22 protein-coding genes are annotated in these 22,126 nt (G+C 66.4%); 12 read left to right on the top strand and 10 right to left on the bottom strand.

Going from position 1 to position 22,126, the window contains the following annotated elements:
- The first annotated feature begins 95 nt into the window (after positions 1 to 95).
- The 3 genes from NMQ11_RS00225 to NMQ11_RS00215 are packed head-to-tail and all read left to right on the top strand — an operon-like array spanning position 96 to position 1,490.
- Complete coding sequence (locus NMQ11_RS00225) at positions 96 to 632, top strand: peroxiredoxin family protein (RefSeq protein ID WP_255169376.1); 537 nt, start codon at positions 96 to 98, stop codon at positions 630 to 632.
- 32 nt (positions 633 to 664) lie between these two features.
- Positions 665 to 1,081 (top strand): GNAT family N-acetyltransferase, encoded by a 417-nt coding sequence (locus NMQ11_RS00220; protein WP_255169375.1) that lies wholly within the window; start codon positions 665 to 667, stop codon positions 1,079 to 1,081.
- Between the two features lie 43 nt (positions 1,082 to 1,124).
- Positions 1,125 to 1,490: a hypothetical protein gene (locus NMQ11_RS00215; protein ID WP_255169374.1), complete on the top strand. Its 366-nt coding sequence runs from the start codon at positions 1,125 to 1,127 to the stop codon at positions 1,488 to 1,490.
- A gap of 219 nt (positions 1,491 to 1,709) precedes the next feature.
- Here the strand turns inward: NMQ11_RS00215 and NMQ11_RS00210 are convergent, their stop codons facing one another.
- Both NMQ11_RS00210 and NMQ11_RS00205 read right to left on the bottom strand, forming a co-directional pair.
- On the bottom strand, positions 1,710 to 1,856 hold the full coding sequence (locus NMQ11_RS00210; RefSeq protein ID WP_255169373.1) for a DUF1328 domain-containing protein: 147 nt from the start codon (positions 1,854 to 1,856) through the stop codon (positions 1,710 to 1,712).
- A 164-nt stretch (positions 1,857 to 2,020) separates the two neighbouring features.
- Positions 2,021 to 3,199, bottom strand: a complete 1,179-nt coding sequence (locus NMQ11_RS00205; RefSeq protein ID WP_255169372.1) for an aspartate kinase — start codon at positions 3,197 to 3,199, stop codon at positions 2,021 to 2,023.
- 205 nt (positions 3,200 to 3,404) lie between these two features.
- On the opposite strand from NMQ11_RS00205, the gene NMQ11_RS00200 reads away from it, so the two are divergent.
- Entirely contained in the window at positions 3,405 to 3,857 is a 453-nt protein-coding gene (locus tag NMQ11_RS00200) for a hypothetical protein (RefSeq protein ID WP_255169371.1), read from the top strand.
- 22 nt (positions 3,858 to 3,879) lie between these two features.
- Here the strand turns inward: NMQ11_RS00200 and NMQ11_RS00195 are convergent, their stop codons facing one another.
- Entirely contained in the window at positions 3,880 to 5,472 is a 1,593-nt protein-coding gene (locus NMQ11_RS00195; protein ID WP_255169370.1) for a DNA-directed DNA polymerase II small subunit, read from the bottom strand.
- A gap of 113 nt (positions 5,473 to 5,585) precedes the next feature.
- On the opposite strand from NMQ11_RS00195, the gene NMQ11_RS00190 reads away from it, so the two are divergent.
- Positions 5,586 to 6,575: a S26 family signal peptidase gene (locus tag NMQ11_RS00190; protein ID WP_255169369.1), complete on the top strand. Its 990-nt coding sequence runs from the start codon at positions 5,586 to 5,588 to the stop codon at positions 6,573 to 6,575.
- Positions 6,576 to 6,677: 102 nt separating this feature from the next.
- Here the strand turns inward: NMQ11_RS00190 and NMQ11_RS00185 are convergent, their stop codons facing one another.
- Complete coding sequence (locus tag NMQ11_RS00185; protein WP_255169368.1) at positions 6,678 to 8,309, bottom strand: Cdc6/Cdc18 family protein; 1,632 nt, start codon at positions 8,307 to 8,309, stop codon at positions 6,678 to 6,680.
- Between the two features lie 1,432 nt (positions 8,310 to 9,741).
- Here NMQ11_RS00185 and NMQ11_RS00180 point away from each other — a divergent pair.
- From NMQ11_RS00180 to NMQ11_RS00165, 5 genes are all read left to right on the top strand, one after another.
- On the top strand, positions 9,742 to 10,380 hold the full coding sequence (locus NMQ11_RS00180; protein ID WP_255169367.1) for an Era-like GTP-binding protein: 639 nt from the start codon (positions 9,742 to 9,744) through the stop codon (positions 10,378 to 10,380).
- A gap of 5 nt (positions 10,381 to 10,385) precedes the next feature.
- Positions 10,386 to 10,787, top strand: coding sequence for a DUF2073 domain-containing protein (locus NMQ11_RS00175; protein ID WP_255169366.1), 402 nt, complete (start codon positions 10,386 to 10,388; stop codon positions 10,785 to 10,787).
- Entirely contained in the window at positions 10,787 to 11,650 is an 864-nt protein-coding gene (locus tag NMQ11_RS00170; protein WP_255169365.1) for an OapC/ArvC family zinc-ribbon domain-containing protein, read from the top strand. The genes NMQ11_RS00175 and NMQ11_RS00170 overlap by 1 nt, the downstream gene beginning before the upstream one ends.
- Positions 11,651 to 12,174: 524 nt before the next feature.
- Complete coding sequence (locus NMQ11_RS20150) at positions 12,175 to 12,264, top strand: hypothetical protein (RefSeq protein ID WP_425607692.1); 90 nt, start codon at positions 12,175 to 12,177, stop codon at positions 12,262 to 12,264.
- The gene (locus NMQ11_RS00165) at positions 12,264 to 13,046 is read left to right on the top strand and encodes a DUF7089 family protein (protein WP_255169364.1); all 783 of its coding nucleotides are present in this window, start codon (positions 12,264 to 12,266) and stop codon (positions 13,044 to 13,046) included. Before NMQ11_RS20150 ends, NMQ11_RS00165 begins: the two co-directional genes overlap by 1 nt.
- A 72-nt stretch (positions 13,047 to 13,118) precedes the next feature.
- Here NMQ11_RS00165 and NMQ11_RS00160 read toward each other — a convergent pair whose 3' ends face one another.
- The 4 genes from NMQ11_RS00160 to NMQ11_RS00145 all read right to left on the bottom strand — a co-directional run bounded on the left by NMQ11_RS00160 (position 13,119) and on the right by NMQ11_RS00145 (position 17,193).
- On the bottom strand, positions 13,119 to 13,580 hold the full coding sequence (locus NMQ11_RS00160; RefSeq protein WP_425607691.1) for a hypothetical protein: 462 nt from the start codon (positions 13,578 to 13,580) through the stop codon (positions 13,119 to 13,121).
- A 64-nt stretch (positions 13,581 to 13,644) separates the two neighbouring features.
- Positions 13,645 to 14,223: a DUF7090 family protein gene (locus NMQ11_RS00155; RefSeq protein ID WP_255169363.1), complete on the bottom strand. Its 579-nt coding sequence runs from the start codon at positions 14,221 to 14,223 to the stop codon at positions 13,645 to 13,647.
- Positions 14,224 to 14,346: 123 nt separating this feature from the next.
- Positions 14,347 to 15,852 carry an ABC transporter permease gene (locus NMQ11_RS00150; RefSeq protein WP_255170910.1) on the bottom strand — a complete coding sequence of 502 codons (1,506 nt, stop codon included), beginning with the start codon at positions 15,850 to 15,852 and terminating at the stop codon, positions 14,347 to 14,349.
- Between the two features lie 156 nt (positions 15,853 to 16,008).
- The gene (locus tag NMQ11_RS00145) at positions 16,009 to 17,193 is read right to left on the bottom strand and encodes an ABC transporter substrate-binding protein (RefSeq protein WP_255169362.1); all 1,185 of its coding nucleotides are present in this window, start codon (positions 17,191 to 17,193) and stop codon (positions 16,009 to 16,011) included.
- A gap of 228 nt (positions 17,194 to 17,421) precedes the next feature.
- On the opposite strand from NMQ11_RS00145, the gene NMQ11_RS00140 reads away from it, so the two are divergent.
- The gene (locus tag NMQ11_RS00140; protein WP_255169361.1) at positions 17,422 to 18,102 is read left to right on the top strand and encodes a class I SAM-dependent methyltransferase; all 681 of its coding nucleotides are present in this window, start codon (positions 17,422 to 17,424) and stop codon (positions 18,100 to 18,102) included.
- 42 nt (positions 18,103 to 18,144) lie between these two features.
- Here the strand turns inward: NMQ11_RS00140 and NMQ11_RS00135 are convergent, their stop codons facing one another.
- The gene (locus NMQ11_RS00135) at positions 18,145 to 18,732 is read right to left on the bottom strand and encodes a DUF1684 domain-containing protein (protein ID WP_255169360.1); all 588 of its coding nucleotides are present in this window, start codon (positions 18,730 to 18,732) and stop codon (positions 18,145 to 18,147) included.
- 47 nt (positions 18,733 to 18,779) lie between these two features.
- On the bottom strand, positions 18,780 to 19,622 hold the full coding sequence (locus NMQ11_RS00130; protein ID WP_255169359.1) for a M55 family metallopeptidase: 843 nt from the start codon (positions 19,620 to 19,622) through the stop codon (positions 18,780 to 18,782).
- A 134-nt stretch (positions 19,623 to 19,756) separates the two neighbouring features.
- Here NMQ11_RS00130 and NMQ11_RS00125 point away from each other — a divergent pair, with 134 nt between their 5' ends.
- Positions 19,757 to 22,123, top strand: a complete 2,367-nt coding sequence (locus tag NMQ11_RS00125) for an ATP-dependent DNA helicase (RefSeq protein ID WP_255170909.1) — start codon at positions 19,757 to 19,759, stop codon at positions 22,121 to 22,123.
- Positions 22,124 to 22,126: the final 3 nt, after the last annotated feature.

Genomic DNA, 22,126 nt, shown 5'->3' with positions numbered 1-22,126 from the left:
TCCTCGGTGACGACGTCGCTCGAGCCCGGAGCCGACGCGTCCCGCCCAGACGGTGAAAGGTCGGTCGTTTTGAGCCTCCCCCTCGAACGGGCGGTATGACCTCCACCGATGTCGACTTCGCACTCCCGAACGTCGGACCCGGGCCGGACCCGCTGCGGCTGTCGGCGCTCGCCGCCTCTGTCGAGCCGGCCGACCCCACGACGGGGGCGGGCGTCGACCCGGCCTACGACGCCGCGGTCGTGCTGTTACAGCGCGACCACTACTGCGGCAACTGCCGTCGGCAGGTCCGGGCCGTCGCCGACCGGTACGACGAGTTTCGCGAGCGGCGCGCGGAGGTCGTCTCGATCGTTCCAGAGTCCAGAGAGACCGTCGAGCGCTGGCAGGCGTCCTACGACCTCCCGTTCCCGCTGTGTGCCGACCCCGAAACCGTCGCCGGCGAGGCGTTCGACCAACCCGTTCGCCTGGGACCCCTGGGGCGACTCTCCGATCTTATCGGCCGGATGCCCGTCGCGGTGGTTCTCGACTTGGGCGCGCCCGAGGAGGTCGACGTCGCCTCCGTCCACCGCGGCAGTTCGCGCTGGGATCGCCCCGAAATCGACGAGTTGCTCGCCGAACTCGAGGCCCTCGAGTGAGCCGCCGACACGCGACCGAAGTGCTACCTCCGATGTACGTTCGCAACGCCACCCCCGCAGACGCCCTCGAGATCCGCCGAATCCTCGACGCGGCCATGCTCGAGCCCGGCGACGTCGACGTCCGAATCCGGGAGGGAGACGTTCTCGTCGCAGTGGAGGGCTCTCCGTCGAACGCGGGGACGACGACCGACGCGGCCGACGGACGGATCGTCGGCGCGATCGTCCTCGAGCCCGGCGAGGAGGCCGACCACATCGCGGCGCTCGCCGTCCGCAAGCGGCGACGGGACCGGGGTATCGGAACCGCGCTCGTCGACGCCGCCCTCGACCGCCGGCGTCGGCTCACCGCGAACTTCGACGAGCGCGTGCGGCCGTTCTACGAGTCCCTCGAGTTCGCCATCGAACCGATCGACGACCGCCGCAGCCGCGGCGTTCGGAGCCGCGAGGAGTGAGCGCGGACCAGATTTATCAGCCAGAAGGTGGTAGTCGGGGCCCATGGCGCTACAACGGCTGCTCAGCGGCGATCCGGCGAGAAGTGCGACGCTGTACATCGCGATCGGCGTGCTCTCGCTGCTCAAGGCGATCGCGGTGCGCAACGACAGGGTCCGCTTTCGGCGCGAGCTGCTCGACGCCGGGCTGTTTCTCGCCGTCGGTCTGGCCCTCCGACAGTACAGTTCGCTCAAAGAAGAGAAGCGACGGGAGCTCAACGAGCGGCTTCCCGACTGGATGATCGACGACACCGAATCGGAGTCCGCGGGGCTGAAGACGCGAGCGAAGCGCCGCCTCGGCGGTGAGTCGGAACCCGAACCCGATCCGACGCTCCGCGACCGGGCGAAGCGAGCCGTCGGCGACCGACGGTAGGGCCCGTTCGTTCTCACCACCGCTCGGCGAGCCGTCCGACGAACCCGTCGTCGAGGCGTCACCTCGCGGGTAGTTCGACGACCGCCGGGACGAACCAGCCGGACGAGCCGACGGCTCGGCGGGCGAACGGACACCAGGAAGGTGTTCCCCTCGAGGGGGTCGCGGACCTCGAGGCGACTCGAGGTGGTTAGCGTCGGTGCGGGTCGTCCCGCGGTGGCGTCACAGCAGCAGCGACACGACCGCGAGCACCAGGAAGATCAGGACCAGCCACTTGGCGATGGTCATCGTTACGCCTGCGACGCCCGTTGCGCCGAGTGCACCGGCGATGATCGCGATCACGAAGAACACGATTGCTAACTCGAGCATGGTACCGACGACAACGAATTGGGTAAAAGGGCTTGGGCTTGGATGCGCCATTTTCGACGCCTGCGTAAACCGTACTCGTTCAGGAGAGGATTACCGATACCCTCGTTTCGGGTCGGCCGGCTGTCACGCGGACGGTCCGTTGTAAGCCGTTACAACGATCCGTCTCAGAACAGGTCCTGGGTCAACTCGAGCGTGCGCTCGCGGTCTCTCCAGTCGACGAACAGCGCGACGCTGGTCGCGCTCGTGATCAGGTCGTGGACGTTGATGCGTGCGTCCGTGAGCGGGTCGACGATCGTGCTGATGATGCCGGGCTGGTTGGGCAGTTCGCCGCCGGTCACGCGGATAACCGCGAGCGGCGAGTCGACGGTGACGCTCGAGAGTTCCTCGCGCGCGATGACCTCGCGATGGAGGATGTTCTCGGCGCGTTCGGCCTCCTCGTCGTCGACGTAGAACGTCACGGAGTCGAGACCGCTGGCGACGGAATCGATGTTGACGTTGCTCTCGCCGAGGGCGGCCGACAGCGACTGGAAGACGCCGGGTTGGTTCCGGATCGCCCGGCCGGCGACGGTGAGACAGGCCAGCGGCCGCTCGCGCATGTCGACCAGGTTCTCGAACTGCCCCTCGATGCTCGTCCCGCCGGTGAGCAGGTCGCCGTGCTGGTAGTGAACGACGCGGACGTCGAGGCCGCCGTCCTTGTACGACAGCGCCGACGGAGCGACGACCTCGGCGCCGCGAAACGAGAGGTTTCGGAGCTCGTCGACGGAAATCTCGCCGACGTTCCGGGCACCTTCGACGACGTGGGGGTCGCCGGTCATCACGCCCTCGACGTCGGTGATGATGACGACCTCGTCGGCTTCCATGTACTTTCCGAGCATCACGGCGGTCGTATCGGAGCCGCCGCGGCCGAGCGTCGTTACCGAGCCGTCGGGGCCCTCCGCGAGAAAGCCCGTGATCACGGGCACCTCCGCGTCGAGCGCGTCGGCGACCGCTAGCGCCCGGCTTCGCGTCTCTTCGGCGTCGACCTCGCCGTACTCGTCGGTGACGACCGGCCAGCCCTCGCTGCCGGGTTCGAGAAACGTGGCGTCGACCCCCCGCGCCGAGAGAGCGGCTTTCAGCATCCGGACGCTGGTTCGCTCGCCCATGCTGACGATCTGGGCACGGTCTTCCTCGTCTGCCTCGAAGGTGATCTCCTCGAGTAAGTCGTCGGTCGTCGAACCCATCGCGCTGGCGACGACGGCGATCTCGTGGCCGTCCTCGACGGCGGCGGTGATCGAGTCCGCGGCGCGATTGATCCGATCGCCGCTGCCGAGACTCGTCCCGCCGAACTTGGCTACGACGCGCATCGGTTCACCCCGACTGCGCCGCCCGCGCAAACAGTGTAGCTCATCTGTGGGTTCGTTACCAGAGCGGGCAGATAACTGTGTCCCTCCGCCGGATTTTTACCCCTGTCCGGACCGCAGAGCGGTCCTCCCGGATTGCGCGTAGAAATTACCGACTGCCGTCCGTTCGGGCGGGATTTATATTCGTGCAAGTCATTACCACGCACCAATGAACGTACGGGACGCACTCGAGGCCGACGCCGACGCGCTCGCGTCGATCGCGGACTCGCCGACCGACGTGATGCGAAATCTGGTCCACGACCGCACGGTGCGCGTCGCCGAAGACGGACCGAGAGATCCGAACGCGGACGTCTCGAGCGACACGACCGCCGGCTCGCAGTACGGCGGCTCCGATCCGGAGGACCTCCTGGGTTTCGTGAGCTTCGACGCGAAATCGGACACGGTCCACGTGACCCAGCTCGGCGGCACTCCCGACGCCTGCCAGCGGCTGCTCGCCGAACCGGTCAGGTTCGCCGAGCGCGAGTCGATGGCCGTCGAGGTGCTGGTACCGCCGGACGATCCGACCGTCGAGGGGGCCGCTCACGAACTCGGGTTCACCGAGACGGGCACCGGGCCGTGCTTCGACGGCATCAAGACGCGCCGGTACCGACTCGAGCCGTAGCGGAAGCCGGCTCCGGCGAGCGCTAGCTGAACTTCTGGACGGTTACGTCGAGCGTATCGAGGTCGACGATCGGGGCGTATCCCGAGTCGGGGTCGATGTTGACGCTCTTCTGGAAGTCGGTCTGGGACTGCCAGCAGCCGGAGTTGATCGCGAGCACGTTGTGGTACTTGCCGAAGCCGAGTTTGTGAACGTGACCGGTGTGGAAGATGTCCGGCACGTCCTCGATGACGAGGTAGTCGCGTTCCTCGGGTGCGAGTCTGGTGTGGCCGCCGAACTGCGGGGCGACGTGGCGCTTTTTCAGCAGGTGGTACATCGCCTTGTGAGGTTCGTCGTAGCTGGCTTTCTCCTCGGGAAGCTCCGCGATGACCTCGTCGAGGGAGACGCCGTGGTACATGAGCACCGAGACGCCCTCGAGGGTCACCGTCGAGGGGTTGCTCACGATGCGGGCGTCGTGGGCGGACATGATCGACCGGAGCTCCTCGTCGAACCCCGGCTGGGGTTCTGCGAGTCGGACCGCGTCGTGGTTCCCCGGGATCATCACGATCTCCATGTCGCCGGGAACCTGTTTCAGATACTCGTTGAACACCTCGTACTGCTCGTAGATGTCGACGACGTCGAGCTCCTCGTCCTGGTTGGGGTAGACGCCGACGCCCTCGACCATGTCGCCCGCGATCAGCAGGTACTCGACGTGCTGGGCGGTTTCGGTGTGGAGCCAGTCGGTGAACGCGTTCCAGGCGTCGCGCATGAACTCCTGGCTGCCGACGTGAACGTCGCTGATGAGCGCGGCCTGAACGTGGCGATCCGCGGTCGAGGGCTCGTGGGTCCGGGGAACGTCGGGGAAGTACATCGCGTCCGTGAACGCGATCCCCGCGTCGTCCGACAGCGTTCCCTCCATCGCCAGCACCTCGTCGCAGAGCAGTTCGCCGACGAGGTCCGCGTACTCGCGGTCTTTCATCACCAACCACGGGAAGGTGCCGGTGGCGTCCTCGAGTTCGACCAGCCAGTGGCCGCTGGCCGTCGAACGGACGTCGTTGACCAGCCCGACCATTCCCGCCTCCGCACCGCCGGGCATGCTCTGGATCGCCGTCGCGGGCCGGTGGTTCACCCGGCCCCGGAGCTTCGATCCGAGGCGCTCGAGGCGATCGCGAAACACCGTCACGAAGTCCCTGTACTCCCCGGTTCCCGTGCTCTCGCCGGTCATGTCGTTCGCGATCTCGAGCGAGCGCAGGGTCGGATCACTGGTGCGTTCGAACCCCGTCGAAGACCCCTTCGTTTCGACTGGAGCGGACCCGCCGTCGTCCGTGGGATTCCGATCCGGTTCTCCAGTCGAAACGAAGGGGTCTGAATCGGTGGAAGACGGTGTTGGGGACCTCCCGGTAGCAGCGCCGGCACCGTCGGCTGCGGTCGGGTCCGCCGCCGGCTCAGCCGTCGAGAGCACCGACCGGACGTGGTCGGTCGTCACCACGAGCGTTTCCGCCGGCGCAGCGTCGACGACGCGCTCGAGTGCGCGCGCGGGGTCGTCCGCCGACGCGATGAGGGTCACGGCCTCACGCTCGACGTTGTAGCCGCGGCTCGTGAGTTCGCTGACGATCCGTGCGGGCCCCTCGAGTGGCACACGACTCGCATTCGAGGGCGGCGAGAAAAGCGTGGCGAATGTACACCCGGCGACGGCTCCGACCACCGTTCGGAACAGAACCTTGATTGCCGGTCCCGGTAAAACGTGGTGCAATGAGCGGCCCCGGCCCCGGCGATGACGACGAGCGATACGACCGAGATTCCGAGGAGATCGACGCCGAGGACACTGACGCGGCTCCCGCGGCCGGGTCCGGGGACGCGCTCGACTCGACCGCGGCCGCCTCGAGCGATCACACGGAAGACGGCGCGACGCGCGAGGGACGCGAGGGCTCGAGGTCGGCGCCGCCGCCGGCCGCGAGTTCGACCGACGAGGTCACGATCGAGGACGACGGCGTCGTCCGCTGGTTCCTGAAATCGGACGACGGAACGGTCGTCGCCGTCCGCGACGTGTTGAGCAGCATCGCGGTGGTCGCACTCATCGGATTGATCCTCTTCGCGGTCAGCGGGATCTGGCCGCCGCTGGTCGCCGTCGAGAGCGGCAGCATGGAGCCGAACATGGAGCGCGGCGACCTGATCTTCATCACCGCCGACGACCGCTTCGTCGGCGACGACGCCGTCGACGGCACCGGCGTGGTCACGCTCGAGAGCGGCGAGCAGAACGGCTACGACAAGTTCGGCGAGTACGGCGACGTGATCGTCTTCGCGCCGAACGGGAACGAGTTCGAGACGCCGATCATCCATCGCGCGCACTTCTGGGTCGAGGAGGGCGACGACTGGGTCGAGATGGCGAACCCTGACTACGTCGAGGCGACGAACTGCGATCAGATCCAGACCTGTCCGGCCGAACACGACGGCTTCATCACGAAAGGGGACAACAATCCGGGCTACGATCAGGACCCGCTCTCGCGCGGCGCCCCGACCGACGTCGTCCAGTCCGAGTGGGTCACCGGGAAGGGGATGTTCCGCATCCCGTGGCTCGGCTACGTCCGACTCACGTTCGACGAGCTCCTCGCAGGGATGCTCATCGACTCGCCGACGCTGCCAGAGGGAACGAGCACCGGACCGTCGAGCGTCCCCGTCGGCCTCGTCGGCCTCGCCAGCGCCGTCGCCGTGGTCGGCGGTCGTCGCTCCGGGCACTGGTAGCGGGCGACGCGGGCGGTGTTTCAACTCGAGTGAGTCGAAAACGGATCGGGGACAGCGAGGTCGAAACGATCCGAGACGGCGCCGACCGTCGACGACGGCTGCTCAGTTTTCGAAGCGTGCCTGGACGAACGGCTGGACGTCGTCGATATCCGAGAGCCGCGAGTCGGAGAGCAAGACGACCTCCGTCTCCTCGATCGGTACCGAGAGGCTGATCTCCTTGGTTCGGCCGTACCGGCCTTTCGAGACGACGACTGCGTTGACGATCCCCAGCATGTCGAGTTCGCTGATGAGGTCCGTGACCCGCCGCTGCGTGAGGACGTCGGCGTCGATCTCCTCGCAGAGGCGTTTGTAGATGTTGAACACCTCGCCGGTGTTGATGCTGTGGACGCCGTTTTTCTCGAGGAGGATGATCGAAAACAGGACGAGCTTGCTCTGGGTGGGGAGGGTCCGCACCACTTCGACGACCCGATCGAGTTCGATCTTGTCCTGGGCCTGTCGAACGTGGTCCTCGACGATGGTCTCGGACTGGCTGCGCTCTGCGAGTTCGCCCGCCGTTCGCAGCAGATCGAGTGCGCGCCGTGCGTCGCCGTGTTCCTGGGCGGCGAAGGCGGCACACAGCGGGATCACGTCATCCGAGAGCGCGCCCTCCTTGAACGCGACTTCGGAGCGGTGCTGGAGGATGTCCCGGAGCTGGTTCGCGTCGTACGGCGGGAAGACGATCTCCTCCTCGCCCAGGCTCGACTTCACGCGCGGGTCGAGGAAATCGGTGAACTTGAGGTCGTTCGAGATGCCGATGATCGACACCCGCGAGTTCTCGAGTTCGGAGTTCATCCGCGAGAGGTTGTACAGGGTGTCGTCGCCGCTCTTCTCGACCAGTTTGTCGATCTCGTCGAGCATAATGACGACCACCCGCTCGGAGTAGTCGACCGCGTCAAAGAAGACGCTGTACACCCGGTCGGTCGGCCAGCCCGTCATCGGAACCTCCTCGAAGCTCTCGCGGTCGGCCGCGAGCGACTCGATCCGGGCTTTGACCTCCTCGGCCGAATCGAACGGCGTCTCCGCGAGCGGGTGGGGTTCCGCCGCCGGGTCGTCCGTCTCCGTCGAATCGCCCGCCGGCGTCTCGTCCGCTTCGTTCGTCGCGCCCGCTTCGGAACGCCGGGAGGTGGTCGCAGACCCCTCCGTTTCGACTGGAGAGTCGCCCTCGTCGGCGACCGCCGGTGTGTCGGCCTCGAGGGACTCGAGGAGCGACTCGAGGGAGGCGATCCGCTCGTCGATCATCGCCTCGTTCTCCTCGATGAACTTGTTGGCGAGCTGTGCCAGCACCCGGTACTGGGTGTCGGTCACCTCGCAGTTGATGTACTCGACGTCGCACGGGACGCTGTACTTCTGGGAGGTGCTTTCTAGTTCCTTGCTCACGAACTTCGCGCTCGCGGTCTTGCCGGTTCCCGTCTTCCCGTAGATCAGGATGTTCGACGGCGTCTCGCCTCGGAGCGCGGCGACCAGGATCGTCGCCATCTTGTTGATCTGGTCGCTGCGATGGGGCAGCTCGTGGGGCGTGTACGACGGCCGGAGCACTTCCTTGTTCTCGAAGATCGGTTCCCCGCTGAGCAGGTCGTCGAACAGTCCCTGGTTCGACTCCTCCTCGGAGAGGTCGCTCTCCCCGAAGTCCGTTGCAAACCCGCGAGCGGCGCCGGAGTCGGAGGTTTGCCCCGACTCGAGTTCATCGTCAGACATCCGTTGTTCGAAACCCCCTTGTTTCGTGTGGAGTACGGCCCGACAGCACAGAGAATGGAGGTGGTAGGCCTCAGATGCCCTGTTTCAGGAGATTCGTCGCTCCCGTCGGGTCCAGTTGATGCAAACGAACCAGAGGAATACCTAGCTAATAAACTCTTCCCTTCAGGTCGTAGACCAGTAATACCCCTGGACAGTAAAGCAATCTATCTACGTTACAGTAACGTGCTGCCCGCTCAGTCACGCAACCAGCTGTACTGATCGACAGACGACCGCAAACCATGCCGACGGGCGAACGAGCGAACGGGGATCGGTTGTCGTCTCGAGACGACGGCGTGCCGATCGGTTCGACTCGAGCAGTCCGGGTGGACGGCCGGAGCCGAGACTGAGCGAGAGCGCCTGTGAATTGTTTACACATAATGTATGCACGCGTGTATAATGAGGAAATGTGCGAGGACGTGTAATGTGTGTACGCGTGTAGGAGGACGGTGGACGTGTAATGTGGACGCATGGAGGAGGATGGGGCCACGCGTGTAGGAGAGCCCGAACTTCGTCGGATGCGTGCCACCGAATCAACTCGGAGTCCGAGATGCCGCCGACGGCCGGTCCGAGCTGAGTCTCGTTCAACGGGCGTGCGTTCGGCAGTCACCGACGAGCGTCCGGAGAGACGCGAGTCCCAAGGCCGCGAGACGTTGGGAGTGTGAGAATACGCCGGTAGAATCGACAGTTCGACCCTGAGAAACGTGAGTCGATTCTTCGGACACCCCCCACCCCTTTGTTTCAGGTGGAGACGGGACCGAGGGGGGAGGGGGTACCGAAGATTTTGGACTGGAAGGTTTTATGTGGGTGTGAGTAGAACACGGTCCGTAGCATTAGAAAAACCATAGTGTTACTAGGTCTGTCGGTTTATATTACTAGAGTCTACTAGATTCGCTCCACTAACGGCACTCTGTTACTAGACCTCCCGAAACCGTCGAAATCACTCGAGCCAGCGCTCGACACTTCTGCTCGACGCGAGATCAGGGGTCCGAACGTCACGCTCGTTGGACTCAACCGCCGATCTCGACCCCACACCCGATCGGGTCTCCACCCGAAACGAAGGGGTGGGGGTCTCGCCTCGAGAGAGAAAAGGACAATGATTCCACACTATCCTCGTCTGACGTGATGGATTTCGCCCACTTACTGTGGGTCAAATTAGCACGGTTTGTGTTATCGTTGACCATGAATCCGTCGGCTCATCACACCAACCATAGTTTCGGGTGGAACCCACCCCTGCCACTACCTTCTTCTCTCACCCATGGCACGTGTTACCGTTCTCTCACCGATCGTGGTACGTGTTATCTCTTGGATAGTCCACACGTCTGACGTAGGCTTAAGTGAGTTCGGTTCAGTAGTACGCGCAGACGCACCCCCTGGTGCATGGAGGATCTCAAGGATGGGATTGTTTACAGGACTCAAAGACAGCATCTCTCGCGTTACGGATCGCCTGTTCTCCGAACAGGAGCCAAAGCGGATCGGCATCTACGGCCCGCCCAACGCAGGGAAGACGACGCTTGCGAACCGCATCGCCCGCGACTGGACCGGTGACGCGATCGGGACCGAAAGCCACGTTCCACACGAAACGCGCCGCGCCCGCCGCAAGGAGAACGTCGAAATCGAGCGCAACGGCAAGTCGGTGACGATCGACATCGTCGACACCCCCGGCGTCACGACCAAAGTCGACTACGAGGAGTTCACCGACGAGATGGACAAGGAGGACGCGATCCGTCGCTCGCGGGAGGCGACCGAGGGCGTCGCCGAGGCGATGCACTGGCTGCGCGAGGACGTCGACGGCGTTATCTACGTCCTCGACAGCGCGGAGGACCCGATCACGCAGGTCAACACGATGTTGATCGGCATCATCGAGTCCCGCGATCTCCCGGTTCTCATCTTCGCGAACAAGATCGACCTCGAGGAGTCGAGCATCAAGCGGATCGAAGACGCGTTCCCACAGCACAAGACGGTCCCGCTGTCGGCGAAAGAGGGAAAGAACATGGACGAAGTGTACGAAAATATCGCGGAGTACTTCGGGTGAGCTGAATGCCAGAAGCAACGAACGCAGACGACGGGAAAGGCGCCGACGGCGTCCAGATCGACCTGATCAGCGGCGAGCGAATGAACGGGCTGACGAGCATGGAGAAGATCCGGATGATCCTCGACGGCGTCCACGACGGTAACATCGTGATCCTCGAGGAGGGGCTCTCTCCCGACGAGGAGAGCAAACTCATCGAGGTGACGATGGCGGAGATCAGCCCCGACGAGTTCAACGGGATCGAAATCGAGACCTACCCGAAATCCAGCACGCGCGACTCCTCGCTGCTCGGACGGATCATGGGAACCGACGAGTCGGCGAACAAACTCACGGTGATCGGGCCGGCGAACCAGATCGAAACCCTCCACAAGGACGAAACACTCATCAGCGCTCTCGTCTCCCGCAACTAATGCCCCACCAGTGTACGACCTGCGGTCGCACGTTTCCCGACGGCTCGAAGGAGATGCTGTCGGGGTGTCCGGACTGCGGCGGGAACAAGTTCCAGTTCACCCCCGCGGGCGCTTCGGACGACGCGGGCGACAGCGGCGAGATCGAAGGTGACGAGGACCGATCCGCCGCCGACCGCTCCGTCGCCGACCGATCCGTCACGGAACAGGTCGATCGACCGACGGCGACGTCCGTCGAGGAGGAGGCACCCGCCTCGTCCGACACCGACGCCTCACACTCGAGTGTCGGCCCCGGCGACCGGGCTGTAGATCGGGCCGAACCGGATCGAGCAGTCGCGCGCTCGAGCGAGACGGGGTTCGCCGAGTGGCCGGAGACCGCACGCCCCCCGGAGGACCGCGAGTCGACACCGGAGTCGGCTGCCGACGTCGCGACAACGACGACCGAGGTGTCGCCCCCGATCCGCTCGCCGTCGCCGGACTCGAGTCGGCCGTCGACCGAGACGCAGGAGGACGAGGCTCAGCGGTCACCGGAACCGGACGACCGGACCGACGGTGAGGATTCGGCACAGGCCGACGCCCGAAGCGAGGTCGTCTCGCCCGAGGAGCTTCCGAGCGACCAGGAGGGAAGCGAACGGCCACCGAACCACGGTCGCGTCGTCAGCGAACCGTCAGGCGAGGAGCAGTCGCTCGAGGACCTCCGCGAGGAACTCAACGACCAGTTCGAGAGCATCAAGATCGTCAGCCCCGGCCAGTACGAACTCAACCTGATGGAGCTGTACGACCGCGAGGAGTACATCGTCTCGCTCCAGGAAGACGGCCGGTACGTGATCAACGTTCCCGACTCCTGGCGCGACGGGTCCGAGTAAGCTCCTCTCACGTGACGACTTGGGGATCGCTCGAGGCCCCGTTGCCGACTGCGACGACACCCGGGGCCCGTCGCCGGTGACGGTGACTTTCGATCCTCGGTTGCCGGCGCCGCTTCTTTGTGCCCGCCCGAACCCCTTCTGTTTCCACTGGAACACACTCGAGACTACCTGTTGCCTTACTCAACCCCTGACTTTAGGCTCGACACGAAGAGTGGCTGCTTCCGTACTCCTGGTCGCAGTTCGTTCGGTTGCGGTCCCCGCCGGTCGCAACCGAACCGGTGTGCGTATTGTCCGTTGGCTCGTTACCTCCGCACTCTCCCGTTGGCTCACTACCTCCGCACTCTCCCGTTGGCTCACTACCTCCGCACTCTCCCGTTGGCTCACTACCTCCGCACTCTCCCGTTGGCTCACTACCTCGAGTGCCTCGTCTCTCACTTCGCGCCTCCTCCTGCCTGCGCCAGACGAACCCGGTACGGCGGGGGCGGAAGGATGGATTTAAGCGATCCGACCGATAGCCACGGAGTATGAGCACTGCAACCAAGATCGTTCTCACGACCGTCGGCGCCTCGACGCTGCTGTCGATCCTGCTCGTCTTCCAGATCGTTTTCGTCTGATGTTCGAGACGCGAGCGCTCTCGAGTTCCGCTGACGCGGTCCGGCAAGCCCACGCCCCGGCTGCGCTCGTTCTCGACACCGAACGGGATTTTGAGACGCTCCCGCCGGCAGTCGCCGAGGAGCTGGGAGTGCTCGTCGACGGGCTCGCGCCGTCGAGCTATCCCGCGGCGTGGCTGCCGGAGGACGCGCCGCGGCTGCTCGCGCGCTACGCGAGCGGCGAGTTCACCATCGGAATGCCCGGCGACGGCAGCGTCGCCTGGACCCGCCAGACCGACCCGCCGGTGGTGCTGGTGAAACCGCGCGTCCAGGGGTCGCCGGAGGCGTTCATCGACTTCCTCGTCGCGGAGGCGCTCGTGCAGGTCGGCCTCGAGGTCCCCGAACACTTCATCGGCTTCTTCGAGGACCGCTACCGGGAGCTCGACGCGGCCGTCCCCCTCGACCCGAACGCCACCTACCAGATCGCCGCCGCGCTGTACGACGGCTGGGTCGGGTTGCACACGCGGGCGGTCTTCGCGGACTGGGAGGACGACCGTCCGGCGCTCTTCGACGCCTGGCGGGACGCCGGTTCGCGGCTCGAGGGACGGGTCTCCGCGCTCCCGAGCGCGGTCGCCCGCGGCGAGACCGACTTCGCCGACGCGACGGAGCTCGCCTGTAGCGCGATCAAACACGGGATCGACCTGCCCGCGCCGTTCGCCGCACTCGAAACGACGGCCTACGCGGACCACGGCGCCGCCTACGCGGTTCGCTGGGCCGAGAAGACGTTCGACGCACTGGCGGAGTGACCGGGCGCGCTGGGGCGACGGTCCCGGTCGGCCGTCGCCGACCGGTGCTCGGACGGCCCTCGAGCCGGCGACTTACCCGTCGGTCGCCCCGTCGACCTCGACGCGCTCGAGGACGATCCCCTCGGAAAACCCGCCCCGTTCGGCCCGTTTTTCCCGCTGTACCGTCGCCAGCTCCTCCCTCGAGACGCCCGCTCGCTCACAGATCGCTTCGACGACGGCGAGGACGTCCGCGAGCTCCTCGAGGTCGCCGTCCTCGCAGAACTCCGTAGCCTCCTCCTGGAGCTTCTCGGCGAGTCGACGGTCGTACTCTGCGCCGGTCGCTGCGTGCGTGACCGGTCGGTCGCCGCTCTCGCGGATTAGCTCTGGAATCCGATCGCGAACCAGTTTGTCGTACGTTCTGGTCGCGGGGTCGTCGTGGGCCGACCGGTGGTCGACGCCGGCTGTGGATTCGCGTCGTTCGTCGTCGGCCGTGGACGCGCGTTCGTCGTCGCTCGCAGGCGGGTGCTCGTCGTCGCGTGTAGGCGGGCGTGTCATGTCTTGAGCGAGTCGGCGGTCTTGAGCGAGTTGACGTCGGTCGTCTGCGGGTCTCGAGAGCCGGCTAGAACTCGACGTCGACGGTGTCGTCCTCGTGGAGGTCGATGACGCCGTCGAACAGCGCCCGGAAGTCGTCGACGACGCGCTCGTCGTGGACCTCGTCGGAGAGATGAAAGAGGCCGACCGCGTCGTGTGCTTCGAGCAGTTCCAGGATCCGCTTGGTCGCCTCGAGTGTGGGCTCCTCGCCCGCGTAGTAGGCGAGTTCGGTGATCGAGTCGAAGCTCACCCGGAGCTTGCCGTCGTGTGCCTCGAGGAACCCCTCGACGTGTTCGACGATGGCGTCTAAGTTGTCGGGTGCGGAGACGTAGTGGACGTTCGCACTCGAGCGCCGGGAGTAGCCGCGTTCGATGCTCAACGTGTCGAGGATCTCCGCGCGGGACTCGTCGACGTCGTAGTACTCGAGTTTCTGGCGCACTTCGCGGGCGGTCGTTCGGGTGGAAACGACGAGGAAGGAGTCGGTGTCGGTCTTCAGAAAGTCGGTGTCGATGCGGTCCGTCTCGCCCGTGCTCGGATGCAAGAGAAGAACGCTGGTTCCCCCAGGGACTGTCTCCGGCGTCCCGTCGATTTCGAGTGAATACTCCATGCTGGCGTGAACAACTTGCGGAATCGACTTAAGAGTGCGGGTGTGTGCAGTCGTTCCGTCTGGCGGTCCCGCTCGCCGGGGTCGCGGCGGCGGGATCGGATACGTCGGCGGGCGCCCGGCGGGTCACCGCTCCTGGCGGAGGATGATGACCATCGACAGCCCCGAAACGAGGAGGATGACGATCGCGGGAATCGCGGCGTGGCTCATGTAGGCGGCTTCCTCGGCCCGCCAGATGTGCGTGACGAGCGTCTCGAACCCGGTCGGGCGCAACAGTAGCGTCGCCGGGAGCTCCTTCATCGTCGTCAGGAAGACGAGCGCCGCGCCGGCGAGGATCCCCGGCGCGATCAGCGGCAGGGTCACCGACCGGAACGTCTCGACGTGCCCGCGCCCGAGGGTGCGCGAGGCTTCGACGAGCTTCGGGTTCACCTGGAGGATGGCGGTCCGCGTCGAGCCGACCGACTGAGGCATAAACCGCACGACGTAGGCGAAGATCAACAGCGGCAGCGTCTGGTAGAGCACCCCTGCGTAGTTCGCGCCGAAGAAGACGAGCGCGAGTCCGATGACGATACCGGGGACGGCGTAGCCGACGTACGTCGCCCGCTCGAACAGCTCGCTGAGTCGGGAGCGGTAGCGGGCGGCCAGGTAGGCGACGGGGAGCGCGGCGATGCCGGCGACGACCGCCGCCGCAGCGGAGACGTACGTCGAGTTGAGTGCGTACTCCCACTGGAACTGGTAAGCCGCGACGTCGCTCGTCGCCCCGCCGGCGAGCCACGAGCCGAAGACGGCGACCGGGAGCACGAGCGTCGCGACCATGACCAGCGCACAGAACGCCGTGGCCGGCAGGCGCCACGCGCCGAGTTCGACGGTGTGACCGCCCCCGTGACCGCCACCGGACTCGGTGTACAGCCGCTCGCGGCCGCGGACGCGCGACTCGAGTGCCAGTATGAAGACGGTGAGGACGATCAGCTGGATCGAGAGCATCGCGGCGTAATCGAGGTTCCAGCCGCGGTACTCGACGTAGATCTGCCGGGTGAAGACGTCGAGTCGCATGAACGCGGGCGTTCCGAAGTCAGAGACGGCGTAGAGGGCGACGAGCAGCGCGCCGGCGGTGATCGCCGGGCGGATCTGTGGGAGAGTCACCCGGCGGAACGTCTCGCGGTAGCCCGCCTCGAGCGTGCGTGCGGCGTCGACGAGGGTCGTATCGAACGTCTTCAACGCGGCGCGGGTCGTGAGGTAGACGTAGGGGTAGGTGTAGAGGGTGATGACGAGGATGGCGCCGCCGAGGCCGTAGATCTCCGGCAGCGAGTCGACGCCGAGGGGTTCGAGCAGCGACTGCAACTGGCCGTGCGGGCCGAAGGCGGCGATGTAGGCGAGCGCGCCGAGGTAGCTCGGAATCGCCAGCGGCAGGGCGACGACGACGGTCCAGAACCGGGCGAACGGCAGGTCGGTTCTGACGGTGAGCCACGCGAGCGGAACGCCGAGCAGCACCGACAGCGCCGTGACGCCGGCCATGAGCAGCAGGCTGTTGGCGACGATCTCGAGCGAGCGCGGCCGGAACAGGATCGCGCCGGCCCGGCCGGGGTCGACCTCGAGAGCCCGGAGGAAGATCCAGGTCAGCGGGAAGACCATGACGGCGGCGACGGCGCCGCTGACGAGCGTCAACCCCAGCGCGTGGTCGACGCGCCCGAAGACGGTGGGGCGGTGACTCGAGGTCGGGTCGGAGTCGCTCACGAGGTGTCGGTAGCCGACGCGTCGTTTTAGGGCTTCCTAAACTCCGGCCGCCGATCAGAGCACGCCGGTGTCCCGCAGGAGGTCCTGAGCGGGTTCGACGTCGGCGAGCTCGTTCAGGTCGAACGAGGGGACGGCGAGTTCGTCCTGTTCCGGAACGTCGCCGCGGTCGTACTCGACGGCGGGGATCACGGCGTACTCGGCGTTGGTGTCGACGAAGAACTCCTGGCCCTCGAGGGTGAGCAGGTGGCGGACGAAGTTGCGGACGAGGTCGAGGTCCTCCGCGGTGTCGATCGGAGCGACGCCGGAGACGTTGAACAGCGAGCCGATGTCGCCGTCGGTGAACGTGACGCTCATCGGCGCGTTCGGGTTGTCGTCGAGGTGTCGGCCGACGTAGTAGTGGTTGACGAAGCCGATCGAGAGCTCGCCGTCGGCGATCGCCTGCGGGGTCGTCGAGCCGCCCTCGTTGTTCGTAATTCCCCGCTCTTGCAGCCCCTCGATCCACTCGCGGGTGTCCTCCTCACCGTACTCGAGCATCATCGCGCGGATGAACGAGAGGAACGAACCGGAGTCGACGCGCCAGCCCATCTCGCCGTCGAAGCGGTCGTCCTCGGCGTACGCGAAGATGTCGTCCGGCAGCTCGTCGGCCTCCCAGACGTCGGTGTTGTAGGCGACACACCGAGTCCGCCCGGAGACGCCCGTCCACGTGCCGTCGGGGTCGCGGTACTCCTCGGGGACCGTCTCGAGGACGTCCTCGGTCAGCGGCGCCGTCCGTCCCCGGGCTTTGAGCGCGCCGAGAGTGCCGGAGTCCTGCGTGTAGAACAGGTCCGCGGGCGAGTTATCCCCCTCCTCGACGATCTGGCCCACCATCCCCGAGGAGTCACCGTAGCGAACCTCGAGTGTGAAGTCGTCGTACAGTGTCTCGATCTCCCGGAGGACGGGCTCGATCTGGTCTGCGGTCCGTCCGGAGTAGATCGCGAGCGAGCCGGAGAGGGGCTCGAGATCGTCCCAGGAGGTTCCCTCGGGGCTGACGGTCGGATAGTCGTCGTCGACGGGACCGTCGGACGAACCGCCGTCGGTGTCGTCTTCGGTGGATCCGCTGTGGTCGTCGCTATTTTCGTCGCCGCTTTCCCCGAGACAGCCGGCGAGTCCCGCGACTGCGCCGAGTGCGAGCGTCGAACTGGCGAGGAGTCGTCGTCGGCCGATCGTCGGGCCGGACTGTCGGTCGTCGGTCGCGTCCATAATTGTTTTAGGCCGGCCTAAAACACTAATAGGTTCCGATTTCTCGAGCGAGAACCGGTGACGGGGCCGGTCAGCTGTCGCTCTTCGACCGACGAAACCCGATGCCCACGGGTTTCGGCTGACCTAAACCCCTCCGATCGAATCTTTTTAGGCCGACCTAAAGAACGTGTCGATCCCGAACGCGACGGGACCGAACCCGTTTTGCCGCAGGGGGTAAACACCCCGGCTATGAGCGTTCGCGAGGAGTTCGACGCCTGGGCCGCAGACGGCCGCGACAGAGGAATGGAAGAGCGCCACTGGCACACGGCCAAACACGCGCTCGCGCGAATGCCCGTCGAGGCCGGCGAGACGGTGCTCGACCTCGGCTGTGGCAGCGGCTACGCCGGGCGCGCGCTGTGCGACACCAAGAACGCGGGCCGCGTCTACGGTCTCGACGGCGCGCCCGAGATGACGCGCAATGCCGCGAGCTACACCGACGATCCGCGGGTCGGCTACGTCGTCGGCGACTTCGGGTCGCTTCCATTCGCCGCCGACTCGATCGACCACGTCTGGACGATGGAGGCCTTTTACTACGCGGCAGATCCGCACGAGACGCTCGAGGAGATCACTCGCGTCCTCCGACCTGGTGGCACCGTCTACTGCGCCGTCAACTACTACGAGGAGAACGTCCACTCCCACGAGTGGCAGGAGTACATCTCCGTCGAGATGACCCGCTGGAGTCGGGCGGAGTACCGCGAGGCGTTCCGGGAGGCGGGACTTCACGTCGCCGAACAGGACAACGTTCCGGACCGGGAGATCGCGATTCCCGCCGAGGCCGAGTTCCCGACCGAAAAGTGGGACACCCGCGAGGAGATGGTCGAGCGCTACCGCGAGTTCGGCACGCTTCTCACTGTGGGCGTCGCACCCTGAGTTTCGACTCGAGTCGCGTTTCACTCGCCCTCGAGGCGCCCCCTACTCGAACTGCTCGCCGGCGGGAATCGCCACCTCGAGCCAGTTCTCCGCCGGCGGGAGCGGACACTCGAACGCCTCGCTGAACGCACAGAAGGGCGTGTACGCGAGGTTGAAGTCGAGAACGATCTCGTCGCCACCGGTCAGGTCGTCGTCTGCGGAGAGCTCCATGTAACGACCGCCCTCGTAGGTCTGTTGACCCGTCGTCTTGTCCCGGAAGGGGACGAACAGCGTTCCCGCCGCCGACCCCTCCTGTTCGTACCCCGAGAGCTCGAACGTGCCGTCTGCGAGGTCGGGATCGTCGCGCTCGAGGTCGAACGCGAGGGTCACGGTCCGAAGATAGCGCACCTCTCCGCCCGTCGTCGTCTCCATGTAGACGGGGTCGGCGGCCGGATCGTCGGCCAGCGAAACCGTCGCCCGAACCCGGTACTGGGGGTCGGGCTCGAAGAACTCGAGCCCCTCGAACCCGTCGCGGTCTTCGGGCGGCACCGGCGACTGGGGGTGGTCGGCGAAGAACTCCTCCTTCTCGGCGCGCTTCTCCTCGAGTTCGGCGCGCCAGCGCTCCGAGTCGAACGCCGCGTCGTCGCTCATACCGGGGGTAGGTAGTTTGGCCTCGAGTGGGTTGCGGTTTCGGGTCCTCAGCCGAAGTGCTCCGATCGGTTGCCCGCCGCGGAGCCGAGCATCGCGGTCGCCGCGTCGAACGCGTCCAGATAACTCTCGCGCTCGACGCGGGTCGTCCGGCCGTCGGAGCGCTCGACGCCGTCGGCCCGCGCGGCCGCCCGCGCCAGGTTCGTCGTCGCCCACGCCGCCTCGACGGTCGCCGACTGCGGCCTGTCCGGCTGGTCGAAATCGCCGCTTCGCGCGCGCTCGACGGCCGTCGCCGCCGCTTCGCGGATCTCTCGGCGGGCGGCCTCGAGCGGGAGACAGTCCGCGGCGAACCGGTAGACGCCTTCCTTGACGACGGCGGTCTCGACGTCCTCGAGTTCGGCCTCGGCCTCGAGCGCGGTCTTGTCGTCGCCGGTGACCAGCCCCACGGGAACGCCGAGCGCGCGGGCCAGGGCGGCGTTGTAGCCGAGTTCGCCCACCTCGCGACCGTCGACGTGCAACGAAACGAGTTCGTGGGCGTAGTAGGTGTGGTTGAGCACCGCTCCCGGCGTTCCGGCCATCGCGTGGTAGCCGACGAAGAAGGCGACGTCGTGGTCCGCGGTGAGCCCCTGCATCATCGACCGCGGCTTCGACCCCCCGCGGATCAGCCGTGCCTCCTCCCGCAGGGCTCCCGCCTCGAGGTTTCGCATCGTCGAGTGGGAGTCGTTGACGAGAATTTCGTCTGCACCGGACTCGAGGGCGCCGTCTATCGCCGCGTTGACGTCGGCAGCCATCAGTTCCGTGCCCCGGCCGTACTCCGGTTCGCCCTTCGAGACGTCCTCTGGCGCCGCGATGCCCGACACGCCCTCCATGTCGGCGGAGATGAATACGCGCATACGCGCACCTCTCGCGGCGGGGGGAAATCGATTGCGCTCGCGGCGACCCTCGTAGGCTCTCGAGGTTTACGTACGATGCCGCGGCGAGTACGGTCCGACACCCCTATGGACGACCGACGATGAGTACGGAGAAGATGAGCGACTGGCGAGCGGTGTTCGGTCACGACACGCCCTACGACGAGCAGGTCGACGGCATCGAGACCGCCGTCGACACCGCGCGCGAGGGCGGCTACACCGTGATCGAGGGGGCCTGCGGGACCGGAAAGACGATGATCGCCCTCACCGCCGGCATCGACCTCGTTCGCGACCCCGACACCGACTTCGAGCGCGTGTTCGTGCTCACGAGCGTCAAACAGCAGCTGCGCCAGTTCGAGACCGACCTCGAGACGATCAACGCGAACCTCCCGGCCGACTGGAAGCCGGTCTCGGGGCTCACCCTCGTCGGCAAGGCCGACGTCTGCCCGTACAACCGCGAGAACGCGGGCGGCATCGACGACGGGAACGTCTACGATCGCTGTGAGACCCTGCGCGATCGAACCCGTGACCTCACGGGAGAGGGCGGCTCGACGACCGCCGGCGCGCTCGTCAGCCAGGCGCGCAGCCAGCAGATCGGCCTCGCCGATAGCGGGAGTCGGTCGACGGCAGGACAATACCTCGAGACGGCGGGCGAGCCAACGCCCTACCCCCCTGAGATTCCCGAGTACAGCGAGGGCGGCCCCGTCGGCAGCGAGGTCGAGTACTGTCCGTTCTACGCCCAGTATCTCGAGGACCTCCCCGAGGACGAGGGACACGCCTCCGAGGCGGTGCCGTTCGATTTCACCGAGGCGGGGCTGATCACCCCCGAGGACCTCGTCGCCGAGTCGGTTCGCCACGGCACCTGCCCCCACTCGGTGATGGGTGCCCTTTTGGGATCGGTCGAGGTCGTCATCGGGAACTACTACCACGCCTTCGACCCGACCACGACGGCGGCGTTCACCGGAGCGCTGCTCGACGAGTCGACGTTCGTCGTCTGTGACGAGGCGCACATGCTCGAGCCTCGCGTGCGCGACCTGGTCAGCGACGGCGTGGCCGACGCGACCCTGAGAGACGCGGAAACAGAACTCTCTCGGGTGCTCCAGCCGATCCGGGACGACCGGCGGGGCAACCGGACCCAGGGCGGGTCGAAGACCGCCGACGCCGACCTCGTGCGCGCGGAGTTGAACGACACCGACGTCTCGATCGAGGAACTTCGCCGGACCCTCGAGTTCCTCCAGGATCTGCGGGGGGAACTCGACCGGCGGGTGCGCGCCCACCTCGACGAGGAGTTCCCGAACTGGGAGGCGGATCTGACGAGCCTCGAGGACGCGGAGATTCCGCTGCGGGATCCGGCCGAACCGGCGGAAGACGAGATTAGCGAGTGGGCCACCCGCGCTGGCTTCAGCGACGCGGTCTGGGTGCGTGCCGAAACCGTCGGCGCCGTCGTCGAGCGGATTCTGAACGAGGCGGAGGATGAGGAGAAGAGCCGCGCGGCCCCCGCCGTGGGCCGGCTGTTCGGGGAGTGGTACCGCCAGGGCCACACGGACTACTTCCGGGAGATCGAACTCGAACGCACCTGGGACGACACCGAACCGGCCGACTCTTGGCGGCGCGCGTACACCGCCCGGCTCGCCCTCTATAACTGCGTTCCGAGCGACGCCATCGGCGCCCGCCTCGCCGAGTTCGGCGGCGGCGTCCTGATGAGCGCGACCCTCGAGCCGATGGACGCCTTCACCGAAGTGACGGGGCTCCAGTATCTGGAACTCGAGGACGGCCGCCCCGTCGCCGAACGCCAGTACGGACTCCACTTCCCCGAAGAGAACCGGGAGAGCTTCGCAGTATCGCTCCCGAAGTTCACCTACGGCAACCGGGGACCGCCACACGAGGAGAACCCGACGCGAACCACATACGCCGACGCCCTCGCGAAGGTCGCCCACGTCCCCGGCAACGTCCTCGTCGGGATGCCCAGCTACGGCGAGGCCGAGTGGGCCGCGGGCGTTCTCGAGGACCGCCTCGAGAAGCCCGTCCTGCTCGACGCCTCGAGCGGCGACGAGGCGACCGAATCCCTCAAGGACGAGTTCTTCGCGGGCGGGGGGAAGGTGCTCGTCACCAGCCTCCGGGGAACGCTCACCGAGGGCGTCGACTACAGCGGGGATCGCCTGACGGCGGCGGTGATCTGCGGGGTGCCGATCGTCAACACCTCGAGTCCCCGGACGAAAGCGGTTCGGCGAGCCTACGACGACGAGTTCGGGGACGGCTTCGCCTACGCGCTCACGGTCCCGGCGGTCCGAAAAGCGCGGCAGGCGATCGGGCGGGTAATCCGCTCGCCGGAGGACGTCGGCGTCCGGGTGCTCTTGGACGAGCGCTACGCCCGCGACAGCTGGGACTCGGTGCGCGAATACCTCCCCGACGACGACGAGTTCCAGCCGGTGAGCCCGGACATGCTCGAGTTCGGCCTCGAGCGGTTTCGAAGTCGGCTCGAGTGATTG

It is taken from the genome of Natrononativus amylolyticus (assembly GCF_024362525.1).
GTDB classification, from domain to species: Archaea; Halobacteriota; Halobacteria; order Halobacteriales; family Natrialbaceae; genus Natrononativus; species Natrononativus amylolyticus.
Note: the sequence above shows the minus strand (reverse complement) of the source record. Positions and strands in the feature narration are given on the sequence as shown.